Source organism: Dyella japonica A8 (assembly GCF_000725385.1).
GTDB lineage: Bacteria > Pseudomonadota > Gammaproteobacteria > Xanthomonadales > Rhodanobacteraceae > Dyella > Dyella japonica_C.
Genome location: NZ_CP008884.1, coordinates 478137 through 496287 on the forward strand (window position 1 = coordinate 478137; position 18151 = coordinate 496287).

At 57.2% G+C, this 18151-nt stretch carries 16 protein-coding genes; 9 read left to right on the forward strand and 7 right to left on the reverse strand.

Annotated features, from left to right (window positions below; translation table 11 throughout):
• The first annotated feature begins 246 nt into the window (after positions 1-246).
• From HY57_RS22025 to HY57_RS02000, 4 genes are all read left to right on the forward strand, one after another.
• On the forward strand, positions 247-888 hold the full coding sequence (locus HY57_RS22025) for a peptidoglycan-binding domain-containing protein (RefSeq protein WP_235186604.1): 642 nt from the start codon (positions 247-249) through the stop codon (positions 886-888).
• A gap of 605 nt (positions 889-1493) precedes the next feature.
• The gene (locus HY57_RS01985; protein WP_019464416.1) at positions 1494-1700 is read left to right on the forward strand and encodes a hypothetical protein; all 207 of its coding nucleotides are present in this window, start codon (positions 1494-1496) and stop codon (positions 1698-1700) included.
• Between the two features lie 354 nt (positions 1701-2054).
• A complete protein-coding gene (locus tag HY57_RS01990; protein ID WP_144240751.1) occupies positions 2055-2708 on the forward strand; it encodes a hypothetical protein in 654 nt (217 codons plus the stop codon).
• 411 nt (positions 2709-3119) lie between these two features.
• Positions 3120-5162, forward strand: coding sequence for an alpha/beta hydrolase domain-containing protein (locus HY57_RS02000; RefSeq protein ID WP_019464420.1), 2043 nt, complete (start codon positions 3120-3122; stop codon positions 5160-5162).
• A gap of 140 nt (positions 5163-5302) precedes the next feature.
• On the opposite strand, the gene HY57_RS02005 is transcribed toward HY57_RS02000, so the two are convergent.
• The 7 genes from HY57_RS02005 to HY57_RS02025 all read right to left on the reverse strand — a co-directional run bounded on the left by HY57_RS02005 (position 5303) and on the right by HY57_RS02025 (position 9334).
• Complete coding sequence (locus tag HY57_RS02005; protein ID WP_019464421.1) at positions 5303-5806, reverse strand: nuclear transport factor 2 family protein; 504 nt, start codon at positions 5804-5806, stop codon at positions 5303-5305.
• Positions 5807-5878: 72 nt separating this feature from the next.
• A complete protein-coding gene (locus tag HY57_RS21450; protein WP_050997877.1) occupies positions 5879-6160 on the reverse strand; it encodes a hypothetical protein in 282 nt (93 codons plus the stop codon).
• A gap of 124 nt (positions 6161-6284) precedes the next feature.
• Positions 6285-6620 (reverse strand): hypothetical protein, encoded by a 336-nt coding sequence (locus HY57_RS02010; protein WP_144240752.1) that lies wholly within the window; start codon positions 6618-6620, stop codon positions 6285-6287.
• Positions 6621-6711: 91 nt separating this feature from the next.
• Entirely contained in the window at positions 6712-6927 is a 216-nt protein-coding gene (locus HY57_RS21455; RefSeq protein WP_144240753.1) for a hypothetical protein, read from the reverse strand.
• Between the two features lie 371 nt (positions 6928-7298).
• Positions 7299-7961, reverse strand: a complete 663-nt coding sequence (locus HY57_RS02015; RefSeq protein WP_144240754.1) for a hypothetical protein — start codon at positions 7959-7961, stop codon at positions 7299-7301.
• A gap of 74 nt (positions 7962-8035) precedes the next feature.
• Positions 8036-8593: a hypothetical protein gene (locus tag HY57_RS21460; protein ID WP_144240755.1), complete on the reverse strand. Its 558-nt coding sequence runs from the start codon at positions 8591-8593 to the stop codon at positions 8036-8038.
• Between the two features lie 39 nt (positions 8594-8632).
• The gene (locus HY57_RS02025) at positions 8633-9334 is read right to left on the reverse strand and encodes a hypothetical protein (protein WP_144240756.1); all 702 of its coding nucleotides are present in this window, start codon (positions 9332-9334) and stop codon (positions 8633-8635) included.
• Positions 9335-9790: 456 nt separating this feature from the next.
• Here HY57_RS02025 and HY57_RS02030 point away from each other — a divergent pair, with 456 nt between their 5' ends.
• From HY57_RS02030 to HY57_RS22270, 5 genes are all read left to right on the forward strand, one after another.
• The gene (locus HY57_RS02030) at positions 9791-10252 is read left to right on the forward strand and encodes a hypothetical protein (protein WP_026033888.1); all 462 of its coding nucleotides are present in this window, start codon (positions 9791-9793) and stop codon (positions 10250-10252) included.
• Between the two features lie 86 nt (positions 10253-10338).
• A complete protein-coding gene (locus HY57_RS02035; RefSeq protein ID WP_039732318.1) occupies positions 10339-11493 on the forward strand; it encodes a hypothetical protein in 1155 nt (384 codons plus the stop codon).
• A 1840-nt stretch (positions 11494-13333) separates the two neighbouring features.
• A complete protein-coding gene (locus tag HY57_RS02045) occupies positions 13334-15625 on the forward strand; it encodes a DDE-type integrase/transposase/recombinase (protein WP_081500634.1) in 2292 nt (763 codons plus the stop codon).
• Between the two features lie 65 nt (positions 15626-15690).
• Positions 15691-16677, forward strand: a complete 987-nt coding sequence (locus HY57_RS02050; protein WP_144240757.1) for a hypothetical protein — start codon at positions 15691-15693, stop codon at positions 16675-16677.
• Entirely contained in the window at positions 16664-18031 is a 1368-nt protein-coding gene (locus tag HY57_RS22270; protein WP_081500635.1) for a TniQ family protein, read from the forward strand. The genes HY57_RS02050 and HY57_RS22270 overlap by 14 nt, the downstream gene beginning before the upstream one ends.
• Positions 18032-18151 lie beyond the last annotated feature (120 nt).

An 18151-nucleotide genomic window follows, 5' to 3' on the forward strand; every position in this document is an offset into this window, starting at 1 on the left:
TACGTGAGCGCTATGAAGCGTTTGAGTTGGTGAGCGTGAAAGCTACGTCGGTGATGTCTTCTGGCAGCCCCACAACCGCCCGCCGTGTCCATCTTTCGATAGGAGCATGCTCGGTCTCAGCTGATTTGCGAGCGTCGCTACTCTCTTGCTATACCGGAAGGTGATCTTAGATAGCCGCGGAGTATGCATCGGAGTGTCTGTAAGGTCTCGGCGATAGGCCTATCCCAGCGCTCCATGTCATCCACGATGCAGATCAATATGGTGATCGCGTATCACAAAGCCGGATTCTCTGGGCGGCTATTTTTTAAATCATGCTCGGCGCTTGTTAGAATCGTTGCCTTAACACTCTTTATCTACGTAAATTGCGCAAAAAAAAGGCTAATTAGTTTCCTTGCGTTCCGCATCACAACCACTTCGGTGCGGCATATCTTGGCGAGATATAACATTGTCGATGGACGCAGAATCACTGGCGTGATTCCGCTCTTCTGCGACATGGTTAGAGATTTTACCAGCGAAAATCCGAGGGAATTTGCCCATCCACAATCGCGACTTGACTGCGTACTCGAGGACCTTGGCATGCAGGCATCACACACTGCCGCCGCCATTGGTGCAGATCCCTACCTCTGCAAGGCGGTGCATCGTGCTTTTCATTCAGCCCTTTACACGCGAGGTTGCAACCCTGGTGTGATTGATGGAGAACAGGTTGAGCCGACCAAGGGCGCTCTTCGAAGATTCCAGATGGGCCGGGGATTAACGGTCAGCGGAAAGATGAGCACCGAGACGCTAGATGCCCTTTGCATCACGTATCAGGATCGACAGGGCCGGAGCCTCCAGCTCAACCTGCACACTACCGTCAAGTTGACCATTGGTGTTCCCGGACCTACCTAGCCAACCTTCCTTCTGTGCCGGCCTCAGTATCCCGTCACTTTGACGAGATATTCGACGCGGCGTCCATGCTGGTTCGAAGCGATGACGCCACCTTGAAGGCGCTCGTCGCTTGGCTGAAAGCCAATCACGAGCCATCCCTTGCTTCATCGGTGGAGCGTGGCGAAGTCCCTCTACACGAGCCGAGTAGCATGGACGCGGTAAGTGTCACCCAAGGAGCGGGTGGCGCAATCCCCGGCGGCCTCACGTGCCATGCGAATCGCTGACGCGTTCAAAGGTGATCAAAGAGTCATCGAGTCGTAGGCATCGACTCAATCATGGAATGCGAACCAAAGTAGCACCCATCGCCCCATCTCCTATGCATTGAACTGTCCGCTTCGGGTCGGAAGCGGTCGCCAGAACGCGACGCCCCTGGTCCTGGAAGGACTGGCGACCCCAACGGGCGCGCCATCCATTCCCCGGCCAGGCATGAGACCGCGTGCATCGCGCTACCGCGATACGGGCCTGTGTTCTCTCTTCTTCACCGAAATTTATCGGCGCACTTCGTATTGCCGACCGATAATGTCGGAGCGACTATTGCCCACGCCCATGAATGTGGGAGAGCAACGATGACCGGTTACGAAGTGAAACGCGATTCCGACGCGAAAGCGAAAGACCAGGAAGCAAAAGTCCAAAGCCCGGCACGTGCCGGGCAACCGCAGCCATCCTATTACGTGGCCGGCCAGGGAGCGCCGGGTGGCACGTGCGACGATGACGGCACCAGCGAAAATCAACAGGGCGATAGTGGTCGCGGCGCGGCAAAACCCAACACCTGACAGGGCTTCCGCCCACCCTCAAGCTGTCCCGGTACGCCACCGGCTTGCTTTCGATGGCACCTGGCCATGCATAGCTCGGCGTGGGCTCGCCGTTGGTGCTGGCCCCATGGGTGATTCTGCTCGTACCAGGTGGCACGGCGGCTGCGCGGATAGCGACTGCGCCAAGGCGGAATCACGCTACCTGGAATCGTGATATCAATGGAGAAGGGAATCCAGAAAGAACATGGACATGGATAGCGAGATGGATCTCTTTGACCTGTGGGCAGCCAATGGCCCCGCCGAATTCCTCTTTCACCAAGTCTGGGACTGGATCACCGGCCACGGTTCGCGGGGCCGCCCGGCACGGGGGGCCGCATGAACCGGTGGAAGCATGGCCTGCTCCTCGCGTGCACAGCATGGTGCTCCGCCACAGCGGCTGCCTCGGCTGAGCGACACTACGCGGACATCTACCCATGGGCCCAAGGCGTGGCCTGGGTCAACGCACAGCCCGGGCCGGGGTACATCAAGGCCTCGATCATGGCCAACAGCGCCGACAAGAGCGTGCCGGTGGAGCAGATCCGGTTCGTGATCCATGCCAGCCACGGCGATATGGCCGTGCCCATCGAGGCGGATGGACGTCTGACTGTCCCCATCAACGGCGACCTGATCACCAACAACCCGGTGGTGGAGTTCACCCAGCACGTCAAGCTGTCGGTTTCGATCGTATCGTCTGCTCCCGCGCAGCAGAGCTTCGACTATGGCTTGCTGCTGACGATGGCGGACAACTACTTCGACGTGGTCAGCCGGCAGGACTTCCTGCCGAGTGAGTTCAAGTATCTCCGTGTCAAAGGCCTTGCCATCGAGCCGATGAGCGGTGAAGCGCTGGACGTTGTCAGCACCTGCGGTTTGCGCATCAAGCGCGATGGTACGAACTACATCCTGCCTTACGACAAAGATACCGACCGTGGCTGCCACATTGCTTTGTCGCGCATGCCCAAGAGCCTCACCCTTTCCTTCAAGCGCTTCTGAAGCCCATTTGAGCAGGGGATACCGATGGTATTGAGCATGGTGGTCAGCGCGATGCTGTGGGTCCAGGCACCCGCCCCGTCCCAAGCGGGTCCGGCTGCCACGGTGAGTGCCGCGCCACCCGCTGGCGTTGCCGCCGATGCTCGCGATAGCCATGCAAGGTTCAAGGACGCACTGTCCAGCGGCTTCGACAAGCCGGTGCCGCCCATACGCACTTATCGCCCCAGGAAACCCACGGAAGTCCCGGCGAAAACGAAAGGCCCCCAGTTCACCGGTGGCGGGTTCTAGAGACCGGACCAGGGCACCGTCGCCTTGAACAAGGCAGGTCGGCGCATGGCCATGAACTGGTATTATCGAATAACGAAAGCACAAAGAGCTCGCCCACCGAGTTGCCGCAAACAGGAGTCACTTTCCATGTTCCTGCGCACCTTGAAGTACCTTTTGCTTTTGCTTTTGCTTTTGCTTTTGCTTTTGCTTTTGCTTTTCACGCTCACGGCTCACGCCGAGGTTACGCGAGTCGATGTCGTTACCCGCAGCGACATTCTTGGCGGCCAGGCATTTGGTGCGGCCGGCGCGTATGAACGACTCACGGGCAAGGTGTATTTTTCCGTCGCCGTTGCGAATGCGCACAATCGTGCCATCGTCGACCTCGACAACGCGGCCAATCTGAAGGACGGAAAAGTCCAGTTCTCGGCCGATTTCATTTCGATCCAGCCAAAGGATGCGAGCAAGGGCAACGGCTCCGTGCTGTTCGAGAATCCCAATCGCGGCGGCAACCACATTCTCGCGATCGTCGACGGCGGCGACGCGGACATCAGCAAGGACGCGGGAGACGGGTGGCTGTTGCGCAATGGCTACAGCGTCGTGTCGTTGGGCTGGCAATGGGATGCGGATACCAATGCCCCGTTGCACCTGTACGCCCCCATCGCGCGCGATCACGGCAAGACCATCAGCGGACTGCTGCGCGGCGATGTTATGCCAGCGAAGGCAACTGACGACATCCCGCTTGGCCACTTGATCGCCGGCAGGATCGGTGGCCGCGAATATCCCGTTGCTGCGCCGGATGATCCGCGCAACACGCTGACCGTGCGCGACTCGCGGGATGCGCCACGCACGATCATCCCGCGCTCACGTTGGCGCTTCGCGCACGAGGTCGACGGCGAACTCGTACCGAGCGACCGCTACATCCATCTCGACGGCGGCTTCCAGCCTGGCAAGATCTACGAATACGTCTATGTGGTCACCGACCCGGTCTTGGCCGGCCTCGGCTTCGCTGCCGTACGCGACGTGGCCTCGTACCTCAAGCACGCGCCGGCTGCGTTCGTTCACGCCCAGCGCGTCTATGGCGAGGGCATTTCGCAGAACGGCCGATTCCTTCGCGATTTTATCTACCAGGGCTTCAACGCCGACGAACGCGGACGCATCGCGCTCGATGGCGTACTCGCCCACGTCGCGGGGGCAGGGCGTGGCAATTTCAACTATCGGTTCGCCCAGCCTTCGCGTGACGCATCGCCGACGTCGTCGGTCGACTTTGCCACGGATATCTTTCCGTTTACCGATATGCCGGAAACCGATCCGCAGACCGGCGCAAAGGCCGGCTTGCTCGATCGTGCCAACGCCGATCACGTCGTACCCAAGATCTTCTTCTCGAACACGTCCTACGAGTACTGGGGCCGCGTCGCGTCCCTTGTCACCACGACCGCGGACGGCCAGCGCGATGTTGCCCTCTCCCCGAATATTCGCGTCTATCACTTCACCGGTCTGCAGCACTACTCCGTAGCGTTTCCCCCGGTGCACGGCGAGGGCGAACTCGACGGCCAGCAGCCGCAATCGCCATTGCCGGTGCGCTACTTCTGGCGCGCGATGATCTCGAATATGGATGCATGGGTACGCAACGGTATCGAGCCACCAGCTAGCAGCTATCCCAGGATCTCCGACCACACGCTCGTTCCACTAAGCGCTTATGCCTTTCCCTGGCTCCCCAACGTCAACCACCCGCACGAAGTCAGCCATGCAACGCATCTCGATTTCGGGCCGAACTGGTCGCGCGGCATTGTCGAACGCCAACCACCACGGGTCGGCGCGCCTTTCGTCGTGCTCGTGCCGCAGGTCGATACCGACGGAAACGAGATCGACGGCGTGCGCCTGCCTGAGCTGAGTGTGCCGCTTGCGACCTATGCCGCCTGGAACCTGCGTGATCCCTCGATCGGTGCGCCTGGCGAGCGTGTTGCCTTTGAGGGTTCGTTCCTGCCTTTTCCCAGAACACCCGTCGAGCGCGAGGCAAAGCACGATCCTCGCCCATCGATCACCGAACGCTATGCAGGCCGCCAGGACTACCTGGACCGCTACGGAGCGGCACTCGACGAGCTCATCAAGCAACACTGGATACTCGCCCAGGACCGCGCCGCGCTACTTGCGCGTGGCGCGCAGGAGTGGGATGTGCTGACCAAGCCATAAGCGGCTGCTGTGATGCAGAGGAAAGCCGGGGCCAGAGCGCACTTTTCAAGCCGATACGAAGAAGCGACAAGTACGATATGACCCCGTTTGGCATGGTCGTGATGACAATGTCCGCTCTGGGTCGGCAGCGGACATTGGCACTATTTGATAGCGTGGTGGCCGTAGCTGAATACGCGCGTGGCACGCCAACCGCCAGGCGTTTGGTGCCAAACAATCAGAAATTTGGCCTCTCCAAAGCACTTTTTGGATTTGATGTCGCAGAACGTTTGATCGCCCTCTTCGATCGCACCAAACCCTTTGATCGGGTAAACCTCAAGGCTGCCCGGTGTCAGTTTCCGACGAAAGTTGCCGCAAACATTTTTGCGCGTCTTTTCAACATAATCCTGCCTGGTCCAACTGACGCCTCCGTTGTCGTGATAGAACTCGACGCTGGGGTCGAGGAACGAAGCATGCCGTTCGAGCTGTCCGGGCGCATCGCAACTATTGAAGGCACCGAAGAACTCTGAGTCCAAATCAGAGACAGTGCGATAGAGGGCATCCTGGTTCGTTGACCCATCTTGCGCTGCTTGGCCGGATGGCTGCGCCTGCAGACACTGCGCGGCAAGCGCTAGAGCCACGAACGCCCCATAGAGAGTCCCTTTCATTCTGAAGTCCTCGTTGTTGCCTGACGTGATGTCACGTGGATCATTATGTCCGCGTGGGGTCGGAAGCGGACATTACGCGTCTCGCCGCTGACTACCTAAACTCTTCATGGCTTCTTCAAAAACGCGAACTTGAACCAGCTCTCCTGGGTACGCGTGTACTTTGGCCTCAGTTAGGACCAAGGCATCGGACGGTCGCTCACCTGCCAAATAGAGCTCGAAGACCACAAGGTCGTCCTGCCAAAAGGTACCTAGCGTCAGATTCTCTTGCTTCCCAAAGTCGGTCCAGCGCGACAGTTGATCTCTTGTCGCAACTCGTGCGGTTTCTTGCAGCACGTCGAGAGGTATTCGCTTCATCCCTTGACCTCTTTAATTTGTAGGCGTCCGCTTTGGGCCGGAAGCAGACATTTCCAATTCGTCTACTTGACTGACGAAATCACCGCCAGGAGCCTTTTGAGTTCCTGATGTCATCGAGTGACAGTCAGGAGCTCCAATAACCCAGCATGGCACCGACAGAAAACACGATAACGCCCGCGCCAAGGGCACTTCCGGTGGCAATGCTCGCCCAAAAGAGCTTTGGCTCCTTGGAACGGCTCACGGGACGGTGGTAAAGAACCGCCCAGCCGCTTCTGACATCCATGATGGTAAACAGAAGTGTCGCGCAGCCGATCAGTAACCAGCCCCAAGGGTGCGAAGCCGCGTCACCACCCTTGCGACTCAGGTACAAGCCGCCCAAAAACAATGCGGCGCATAGAAGAGTGCGCCCAGTTGGATAGCCCTCCCAATCGTCTTCTTGGGACACCTGGTTAACCATCATGATCTCCCCAACTCGCCTTTCTCAGGTATTGAATGCGAAGGTCTGCTTCGGGTCGAAAGCGGACGGCTCGAGCTCTTCTCACAGCACGACGTTATCCAGAGCCAGATTTTCGCAACCTATCCATGGTCATCTTGATTCCAAGTCCAGTGAACAAAACTGGAGTCACCTGAAAAAGGAATTCCGACAGCGGGCTGTGCCCAAACAGAAGGTGCACAAGAGTCAGCGTCACGGCCAGCAGCAACAGGATCTGGGCCAGGGTTACCGCAAGGACTTTCCAGAAGCGTCGATCAAATTGACGATTGTTCACGCCCGCCCCCTTCGATTGGGCCCACCGACAGAAGCACGAGCCTTGAAGCACCCAACATTGATGTCTGCTTCGGGTCGAAACTGGACATTCCCAGCATCGCAATCTCGGCAATGACAGACAAGGTGGGAAACACCTTCAATGGCCACTCACGTCTACGGCAAAGACACCTATCTTCAATCAGTTGACCACCCCAAACTGAGTGGTAAGCGCCCTGGAAGTGGCAAACTTGGAAACAAAAAAGGCGCCCAAAGGCGCCTAAGTATTTGATAGTGGAGGCCTGGGCCGGAATCGAACCGGCATTGGCGGCTTTGCAGGGCGTAATGCCCGCATGAGAATCAATCAATTAAGCGAAACACCACTTGATTTGCCACTCACGCACTTTCAGTCTGGGCGGCATCGAAGGTTAGGGAAACTGATCCCAAAGTGATCGTCTGCTTGCCCAGATGGTAGGTCCCGACCTCCTTCTCCAGTACCACCGGCAGGAGCACAAGCGCGCGCATATCAATTGATCGAATTGGCGTTCCCTCCTTGAGCTCAAATACATAGCGCCAAATGACGAACGCCTTATCAACGGAAGCGACGGCATCGTCAAAAGTCTCTACAGGGCCATTGCTTGACCCATTGTCCGCGGTGAAAGAGCACCTGAAATCCACGATGGTAAGGGGCGACTCCTTGCCCGCGCTCTTATGCGATTGCAACTCCGAGTCAAAATGAGCCCTGAGTCGGCCCCGAGCATCTTCTGGAATTAAATTTGCCAGATCGACAAGCGAGTGGGCGCGGGCTCCCTTTGGATAGCTCCCGGTTCGCTGCCAGACGATGAGCTTAATGAGCAACTCGCAGGCAAATGCGAGATTGACGATTGCGGGGGTAGCCGTCCGCATCGCCATAAAATAGTCGAACGCTTGGCCGCTATCTCGCGACTCGCGGTAGTGGTCAGCTAGCTTGTTGTATTGCGTCAGGCCAGTTTCGGCGAAGGCCTGAGCGTTCATTAGCGCAATCGGCATTCCAACTTCAGGCGGCAAACGATCTAGCATGACTCGATTCCATCCATGTGCAATTGATTGATCCGTGTCCGGCGCCAGTGGAGGCTAACCACTTCCGCTCGGCCTCACCGAACCCGATAAGCAATGTAGGCCAAGAGGGCAATGGCGAGCCATGCCAGTGCGCGAAGGCTGCTCAAGCGCTTTAGAACTTTCAGCTGTATCGCCAGTACTGCAGCGATGTCCTCGCGACCATGAGCAGCGGCGCGGGCGATCTGGTCCCTGGAGTATTTCAACTCCCCGTACTGTGTGCGACTCGGCATATCTCCGTCAGCTTGCGCCTGGCGCCTTGCAAACAAGACTGACTCAAAGAAGTCCTTGTCGGCACCGCCACGCTTGATGCCATCAGATATCAGCAGCTCCCAGGCAGCATTTGCTTCCCGATCCTTCGCGTTCCAATCAATTGGATCCATGTTGTCCCCCGTCGATTTGCAGCAATATGCCAGTGATCCGTCGGCGACGCATCGAATTAAAAGTCTGAATGACTTCAAAAAATGGGGCCAGAGTGCAGTTCGGCAGCTTGGAAAGACCGGCCGGACAAGAAAAATACTCTGCCCCTTATCTGGCCGAACGATTCCAGCAATGTGTTGCAACGACCGGCTGAAGTCGCAGTCGAAAGCGGACATGCCGTAGTCCCCAAGAAGGGGACCGCTTCTTCGAAAGAGTTAGCCGCCAGGAGTGCTGGGACCGGCCGGGTTACCCATCCACCGATAAACGGTCGGATGTGTCCCTTCTGGCGGCCTACCCATGATCGCCCTGGCATTGAACGGAGCCGGCCCGTTGATGCTCAACGTCTTCGTGAACTCGTTGAACAGCGAAATCGTCCTGTAGGTGCTGTGGAGCGGCGCATACACCCCCGTTGTCCGTCCCTGTTGCTCCTCCTGTCCGTAGACGGTCAGCAGTGCCAACTCATCGGACTCGGCAGCGGCCATGGGAAAGAGGAACGCTTCTTCCGCGACATAGCCGTCCTGCACTCCAATGCGATAGAGCACGACCACTTTGCCATCGTCGGCGTGGCCAAGGAAGACGCACGTTCGCCAACTCGACCCGTCGTCTGCGCAGCTGATGGGCACACCGCCAAGGGTGATCGTCTTGGCCACCTGGACGAGATCAATGTTGTCCATTCGGAGCCCTGCGGGCTGCTTGTAGGTTCGAATCATGACCACGGGATGATCTTTCGAACTTACGCCGTCAGTGACTTCGAACGTGACGCTCTGTTTTTTCGCGTTCAAGCCATCGTCGCTCATCCGCTTCCATGAAGCGGGCACCTGATAGGAGACAGGCGATGACGCGGGCACGCTGGCACTTACCTGAGCCGGACAAGCCAATACGCAGGCCAATACTGCAACACCGATGGCGTTCTTCATTGACTACCTCCCTGCGCCTTGTGAGCGGGAGTGGTGGGTCGACATACGCAATCAGCTTCCGACTGCGCTGGTCTTGCTTTCGTCATCAATCCCCCGTTGGTTTATGTCTGCTTTGGGTCGCAAGCGGACCTAAGCGCCTGTTCCATTGGGGCGATCATACTGGCCTTCCGAAACCAAATCTCAGCCCCCCCGCGATACGATAGGGAAATCGACAGGCCCGTGGTGCATGCAGGCTGGTGGCGTTGTTCATACTGGCGCTCGGGTGCAGAGACCTTGGCGCCGCCGTGCTGTCCACGTGGCGGCGCTGCGCAGTGGGGCTGGTGTCCGTGCGCAGTTGGGCGGCTTTTTTCATCCAGTCGGCCTTTTGGCGAACTTGTAAGAGCTCCTGACTACTTGCCTCCTGGGTCACCTCTCCGGAAGGATGGGGGCTGGTCTTCCATGCATTGAGGGGGTTCCTTGGATCATTTTGAAAGCGTCATCGTGGAGTATCTCCGCGCGGATCGGTCGCTCTTCGTTAATACGCAACTCTGCATCCAGCTCAATGCCGGCCCAAATCCAGACGTCAGCGGACCACACTGGTACTGCGATGCCGTCGCCGTGTCCTTGAAGAACCAATCGGCGTATTTGTGTGAGATTACCTACGCGAACCCGCCGGCCAGCCTGTTTAAGCGGTTGACCGGGTGGGACTCGCAGTGGACAGCATTGCGCGCCGCGCTGGAGCGGGACTCCGGTGTGCCTTCGAGTTGGTCGCTGCGCCCTTGGGTTTTTGTTCCAGATGCGCTTGCGGCGCGCGTCGACGGCTTCATCGACTCGCTTTCGTTGTCGGAGATGCCCCGGCCACGCGTAACCCGGATCGAGCAGGTGATGCCTTGGCTGTACCGTTCTTGGGATCGGGTGGAATCGGCCGATAACCAATGATTGCCCGGCGTTGGCGGACGTCAGCGGCCATATATTGCGGCCCGTAGCGTGCGCGGTCGCGTTTCGCGTCAAAAAAAGGGGGGTACGTGGAGATCTTTTTGCACACGGGGGACGAGCGCAGCGCGCTGGGCGATCAGTATCGGGCGGCTTTCGCGGAAGCGGTCGAGCTTTACGTCCTGTCGGCGTACTTGACAGAGTGGGACGCGGAGCTGGCGTTGAGCCCGACCTGCAAGCGATTTCGCTTCATCATCGGTAAAGATTTCGGCATCACTCGCAAAGATACCTGCCGCGAGGTGTTGCAATGGCTGCCTGCTGACCGGCAGTCGGACTTCTTGGTCGCCGAAGAGATCTCCGGCTTTCACCCAAAAGCAGTCATTTGGCGCACCGCGAAGGGGAGGACGTTCATGCTCATCGGCTCGTCCAACCTGAGCCGGGCCGCAGTCGACGGCAACGTGGAGGCGAACGTCATGCTCGAGGTGTCGGTGCAACAGTTCGAGGAAGCGTGCACGTGGATCGACCGGATCGAGGCGAAGTCGGCTCCCGTTGGAGATGGCTGGTTGGACCGATACGTGGAGGCCGCACGGCAGCCGAAGGGCGGCTCTGCCAAGCGGAAGCCTGTGAACAAGGACGGGGGCGCGGACATCTCGTTCAAGTTGCCGCGGCCGGCGGGCGCGGCAGCGCTTTTACGCACGCGACGGGCGGTACTGAAGACCTACGCCGAAGGCCGCCACGCGCTCCTGCAGCTGTTTCAGCGAGCGGCTGCCAAGCAGATCACCAGCCAGCGGTTTTTCACGGAGCTACCCGAGCATTGGAGCCAGGAGGTCGGGAACCGCATGCAGGGCAAAGGCTGGGACCGGCTCGGTAAGCAGGCCAACTTCCAGGATCTGGCCCGGTCGTTCGTGGCTATCGTGGAAAGCCCCAAGCGCGACCGCGATGACGTGGTCCGGGCCGAACTGGACCGTCTGGACGCGCGCGAGAATCCGGCCCGCAAAGCATTCCTGTCGGAAATGTTGTGCCTGCGCTTCCCTGATGAGTACCCCGTGCTGAATAAACCGGTGCGCCAGTTTTTGCGGAAGAACCGCTTCACCCCCACCCGCGGGTCCAGTGAAGGCGACTGGTACATCTATGTCGCCAGGCAGTTGCGCGCTGCGCTGCGGGCGAACCCGGCTTATCCGGCCAAGAATCTGGCTGAGCTGGATACGTTGATCTGGGCATCGGCGGAGTACAACCCCCGGGACTGACCCGGCCGTACCGTTCGGGCGATCGGCTGCGGATGCTTGTGCCGGTTGAACACAGCGCCGGCCAGGTCCCTCCCAGGCAATCCCTTCCGATAGACCTTTCTCAAAGACCTCGCTGGTGACCTGCATTTAGCCTTCCCATCCGTGAAAGTTGGTTTACCGCTACTTGTCGATCGGCAAGGCGATGTCCGCTATGCGAAGGGAGCCGTAGAAGGGCGCGCGATGGCCATCGTCCTAAAAGCTGATACGGCATCGTGATCTATTGATCTCCCCACAGAAGATTTCCGATTTCGAGGAGATCACCATGACCAGGTCTAAGTGCAGCCCCGCGTATCTCTGGGTTCAGCTGAGCGATATGGAGCGTGTCATTTGGGGCGCAGTCTATGCAATTTCGAACGGGACGGCCGACAGCCGCGCTCGTAAGGCCGATCGCCTAGTGCGAGACCTTCGAATGTTAGAGCGGGATAGGAAGGGAGATTTAGGTCCCGAACACGAAGCGGCGCGCGCCGGCCACATGATTGAATTTCAGGATTTCGAGACGTGGTATCGCGTGCAGCTACTTATCCGGCGCGGCCACGAGTTCAGATATAAGGGCCCGAGCATTGAACAGACAGCTATGGCATACGAAAGCTACCGAAGAGGCATGGCGGACTTCTACTGATCATTACCTGCATGTCCAAAGTAATATGAAAGCAGACTTTGCCCTTGTCTACGGCCAGGCTTCAGCCGCAGATTTGCATCTGATTTGGATGTCGATAAGCCACATGCCCGCCGGGTAGCGACCGTGGAGTTCCGTGTGATGGCCATCGGGATAGGCATGCCGTAGCTGACGAGCGTCCAGACGCCGACTAATGCCTTCGGAACCTAGCCGTGGCCGGCACCTTCACCTGGCTTCATGTCGTCCTGTGTGGCCAGTAGCGGCGATGCGGCCATGGCGGCGATGAGGCAGGCAACGAAAACCCGTTTGGTGATGGAGCATGGATTTGATTCCAGCCGACGGGACGGTTGCCCAGTTCACTCAGGCTCGTCAATTTGCTCTAGGCGAACGAACCCCTCTTCGTCTTCGCCAAGACTGCGCAGTCGGTTTCGGCGACCGCAAACGGGACACATGAAGTGTAGTCCGAAGCTGTCGATGTTCGCCTCGGCACCTCCCGTGAACTCCGGGAAGTTGGTATGGCAGCGGATACATATCCACATGCTTACAAGTGTACGCCTGCGAGGCGGCGTCGGAATACGCTGAGGCTCAGCCCAAGCTCGATTCGACGCCGATAGTAAGTTGCAAGGTGAATTCATCTGCGAAAGATTGAGCCGCGGCGGCGCAATCCTCTGTTGTCACCTGCTTGAGCTTGGTGATCGGTGGTCCGAACTCCACGCTCCGCGTTTCGTTTCTCGGAGTCTTTCGCAACCGCCTAATTCCGTTTAAAAACTCAGCGCCACCGTTGCGCTTACTAGTACGAATATCCCGCAATATCAGTCACTTACGCTTGACTCGACGGACACTAAAGGTGTAGCGTTCGGCTGCATCTGAATATCATTGGGCGACGCAGAATAGCGGTCGCAAGTTTTCTGCAATTGCACCGAACGCTTCGGCTACGCCGCGGCTAGACCTCACTTTGCTCCAGAGCCCCACCCCATCGCGGACTGGGGCGCGATTGTCTTCGCCTCGAACTTCACGATCTGGGTCAGGAAATCAGCTGTGGCGCCAAACAAAGTCTCTAGAGAGCAACTGGAACAACGGTGCCTTCCTGAGGAAGGAGTCCAATACGTTCTCGATGTATGCGACTCCCCTCCTAGCCGTAAGGTCGGTCGAAAGAGGCGTCGCAATCTGATCCTCGAAGTGCCCATGCGCTGCGTCCACGCCGTGCTCCAGGCGGAATCTTTGACTGGGGAATACTGCTTTCTCCTGGAATTGGATCGTCGCAATGATGTAGTTGCTGTATTCGATCAGCCAATAACGATCAAAGTCGAGATTACTGATCGCTTAGGTCGGCAGACGAGAACGCAATACACAGCCGACTACCTAGTCGTCTATGAGTCGAAAGTCTGCGCTATCGAACTCAAAGCAGACGACGAACTCTCCGAACTGGTCAGCGCACGGCCTCAGGATTGGCAGGTCGAAGAAGGCCGTTATCGTTATCTCCCTGCGGTACGACGCTTCGGTGCGATGGGTATCGAACATATCGTCATACCAAACAGTACGTTCAATACAATCAGGGCAGACAATATTACCCTCCTCGGTACCATCCGTAGGGTTCCCGATACAAGGAGATATCGGAAAGCACGCACCGGGTTGATGCAGCTCCTTCATGACGAGCAGACGATGCTGCTCGCCGACATACTAGAACGCGTCGGCGATACAGATACGACACCCATTCTGCAACTCATCGATTCGGGCGACCTTTTCGCTGATCTGGACGGCGTTACGCTTTCAGACCCAGCTAGCGTATGGGTGTCGGTTGACCCCAACTTGGCAAGCATCGCGCAGGAATCCAGCGCCAATCTCTCGCTTTACCTCAACAGCACTGAGCTAGAGGCAGACGGTTTCATAGATCCGCATTATTCCCTCGAGGTTGCTACGCGCCTCTTAGTTGCTCAGGGGCTATCTAAGCTGAACAAGCACGGAAAGCCCCTGTCCGACAGAACCATAAGGAGGCACAGAAGCGCCTTCACCAAGGGCCAAGGCAACCCGATCGCACTTCAACCGAAATGGGCTAACTGCGGAAACCATGAGCTACGCATCAGCAATCTCCATCAAACCTATCTCTCTGAATGCATCCACTCCGGCAAGAGTGACCCGGACCATCCCAGCACGGAAAAATGTTTTCGGAAATACGAGCGAGAATTCGAAGAGGCTCGTGAATTCCTGGGCTTCTACGACACGCGACCAATCGCGCGGTCGACCTTCTATAAATATTGGGACACGACTTCTTACCGGGATGACGACTCCCGCAGCAAAGGTGGCCGCCGTCTCGCGAATGCTGATGCAGAGTCCCTGGAACCAACGGCAAAATCTCTGGTTGTAAGTCGGCCTTTTGCGGTCGCTCATATTGATCATTGGAAGTGCGACTTCTTTCTAGTCGTCGGCATCGTCAATGGAAAGGTCATAGTGGCTAGACCGTGGTTAACAGCTATGGTCGATGCCTTCAGTGGCGAGGTACTCGCCATCTGGCTCTCCTTCGCGAACCCAAGTCGACGATCGTGCACCATGGTCATCAGAGACTGCGTACGACGCCACAACAGGCTTCCAGAGATGATCGTGGTCGATGGGGGAAGCGATTTCCGGAGCGTACACTTCCAAGTCATGCTCGCAACATTGGGTGTGGTCCGCTGTGAAAGGCCGCCGGAGGACCCGCGCTTTGGGCAAGAAGTCGAGCGCCTCTTTGGAGCCTTCAAAGAGCGGTTCGCGCGCGGCCTTCCCGGATTCGGGATAAGCATCGAGAAGTCTCGTGCAGTATCCGCCGCCTTCAAGTCCGAAAAGAGGGCAACGCTATCCCTTCTGGACGGATTTAACGTGCTGGAGGCTTACGTATTCCATGGCTACAACCACTCTCCAAAGCCTGGTGAAAACTCGTCTAGATACGCAATGAAGGAGAAGGCGCTGCGCCTTTACCCCCATTGCGGCCGTCCTATCGACTGGGACATCAAATTCTTGATCGCCACCTCGATCGAAGCCCCCGGAAGGGATTACACGCTGTGGCCAGGACGTGGTCTACATGTCAATGACAAGTGGTACACATCATCTAGGCTGAAAGCCTATAGAGGGTTCAAGAAGCAACTGATTGTTCGTCTTGAGCCATATGCCGACAGTGTCATTTACGTATACATCGATGGCAAATGGCTGGTTTGCCTAAATTCGCAGGCGAAGCTTCAGTTCGCTATGACGGAGCGCAGCCTCCTAATGGCCACAGCCGAGCGGTCTGATCTTCGTGCCGTTCGAAGGGAATTGGAGAACGAGATGACACGATACGCTGCGGCGATTGTCGATCAAAAGCTTGAGGAAATAGCAAGCCAAAGGTCATCACATCCCGAACCAGCGAGTAATGAAAGCGTTTCTACAGAGGACAGCGACGGCGTGACTAGACGTGTGCTGTTCAACTTTGATGACATTGAGCCCTTTGCGAACGAGGAAGGCTAATGCAAAGGATCTCTCGCGTTACGCACGGGGTAATCCGCCATCGCCTCTTGGAGGAGGCACGATCCATGTTTCTTCCCATGAGCCTCGATGCAGGAGACGGCCTGGTGATTTTGTTGCTGGGTCCGACACAGTGTGGAAAATCCATCCTCTTCCATGAAGTTGTGCATGCCCTTAAAGCCGCATTCTTGGATAACCGTCCAGGAGCCATTCCCATTGCAGCGCTCCAGATTGAGACCGTCGGTGACGGAAGAGCCAAACCCAAGTGGCTCGGGCTCGAGCTTCTCAAAGAGCTTCGGCACCCGATATACGAGCATATCGGCGACCTTGACGAGCATGACCACTACTTCCCTTCCAAGGGGAGAGATGAAGGAACTATGCGCGTAGCACTCAAGGCTGCGCTAAATGGGAGGTATACACGCCGAGTCTGCCTTGATGAGGTGCACCTCCTCACTAGGACAAAGGACCCCGAGCTCAGGGCAGCCATTCTTGAGTCCGTGAAATGCACCTGCGCTATCGATCGGACCTTGATCGCAAGCGGCGGTTATGAAATCGCCTATAAAGGTCTATTTGACTCCTCGCACTTTAGTGGGCGCGTTGTAACTATAGACTTCGGCAACTACGAGAGCAGTCGTAAGGAAGATGTTTGCGACTGGGTCCGTATACTCAAAACGTACGGGCAACATCTCAAGCTGACGCCGGAGACTCTTCTCTTTGACGAGTTTGAGTCCCTCATGGTGATGACCAATGGGGTCGTTGGCCTGCTCGACAAGATGCTTTGGCGAGCTCAAATAACCGCCGCCTCAAAAAATTCACCGATAGATCGGGCCATTCTCTTTAGCTGCGCGCCACCCGCTAACGAACAGGCTTCTATCGCGAAGGACATTCAAAAGGGAAAGGCGGCAATTGCGTTAGCCACGGGGCTTACCAAACGCGCGGAGACTGGAGATAACAAAGAAGTCACGAAGGTGAACGCCGGCCAAGGTCTAAAACCTTTTGAAAGGAGGCCAGATCGAAATTCGGCTATGGAAATATCAATCCATGACGACGACTGACTATCTACCTATCCAGCCAATAGGCCTTGGAACAATAGAAGTGGAGGCGTTTGGGTCTGTACTTTGTCGCATGGCACAGGCACATAGCGTATCCGTCTATACGCTAGCCATGCATCTTCGCCATTGGTGGAAGCGAAGCCACCTCGGTGACGACAGAGCAAAACTAAATATCGTGAACGGTATTAACCCCATGCTGTGCGGCTACGGGCCCAACATCGACGCCTATTTGGATATTGTCAAAGAGGCCACCGGCTGCGAAGCCATCGAAAGAACCACGTTCCTCGCCCTAAAGGGGGCGCTGGATCCTAACGGGCACGGCGTAATACGTCCTGATCGTGCTTGGTGTCCTGCGTGCTTGGAGGAGGCACACCTGAGTGGAGAGCAATTTTACGACCGTCTCGCATGGGCAACTAAAGCTATTCGCCGGTGCCCCATACACAAGCTCAGTCTGTCTACGAAGTGCCCTTCATGTCATGCAACCCAGCTCCATTATCACCATTTAGGAGCTATGGATCTCTGCTTTAAGTGCAAGAGTCCTCTACGCACCGTCGCGGAAGCCTGGGTGGTGATACCGGAGCCTCAACTTTACGAACGAGAGTGCCTCGATCTAGTGGGGAAGATCTCCGCGGGAGAACTTCGAATCGCACCTAACGCCTACAGCGTCTTTATCACGACATTCGCTGAGTATCTATCGCCGCTTGGAAAGAAGATATCAAGATTCGCTTACAAGGCACCGCGAAGACCACAGCTTGCAAGAGAGGGGAGGCCGCCCAGGCTCGATACGCTACTGAGACGTTGCGCGGCATTTGGTGTAAGTCCTGCAGATGTCCTGAGCGATCCAGAAGGCACCGCAAAGTCTGCGTGCCTTCTCGAGTTCGCCCGTTTGGATCTCCCGGCTACCGCGAAACCTCGAAGAGCGGCCGAACTAGTTGAGCTGGCAAGGCGCCGTCTAGAAAGCGAGCTTGACGAAGCAAGGATCGATGCAATTCCTTCGCTGCGCCAGATCGCCCGCGACGTAGGGGTCTCTACTGGGTTTCTCAACTTTCATTTTCCCGACCTGATCCCGAAGTACTCCGTCTTACGGAAGACAAATTCCAAGCGATCGATACAGCGGTCGCGAGACTCCGCTCTCGCATTCCTCCTTGCTGGTCCAGTATTTGAGTACCCTTCCCCAGAGTTCTCAAGCCAGGACCGCCTGGTCGAAGCGACCGTTGAACGTACCGGGATTGGAGTTCGCGCCGCCAGACTGGCCGTGAAGGCTGCTCTTAAGCAGCGATTCGGTGCCAAGAGCTACGAGAAGTACAGAAAGAGACGAAGGCGCGACCCCACGGCGAAATGGCCACCGTGCGATTAGCCTTGGCGGTCCTGGCCACCTATCAAGAGCGTGAATGTTGCGCCCTGCTGGACAAACTTGAAGGACGTCCGTCGAGGTTTGGCCAAAACGGCCAAACTTTGGCGGATCGCGCAGCAAGTC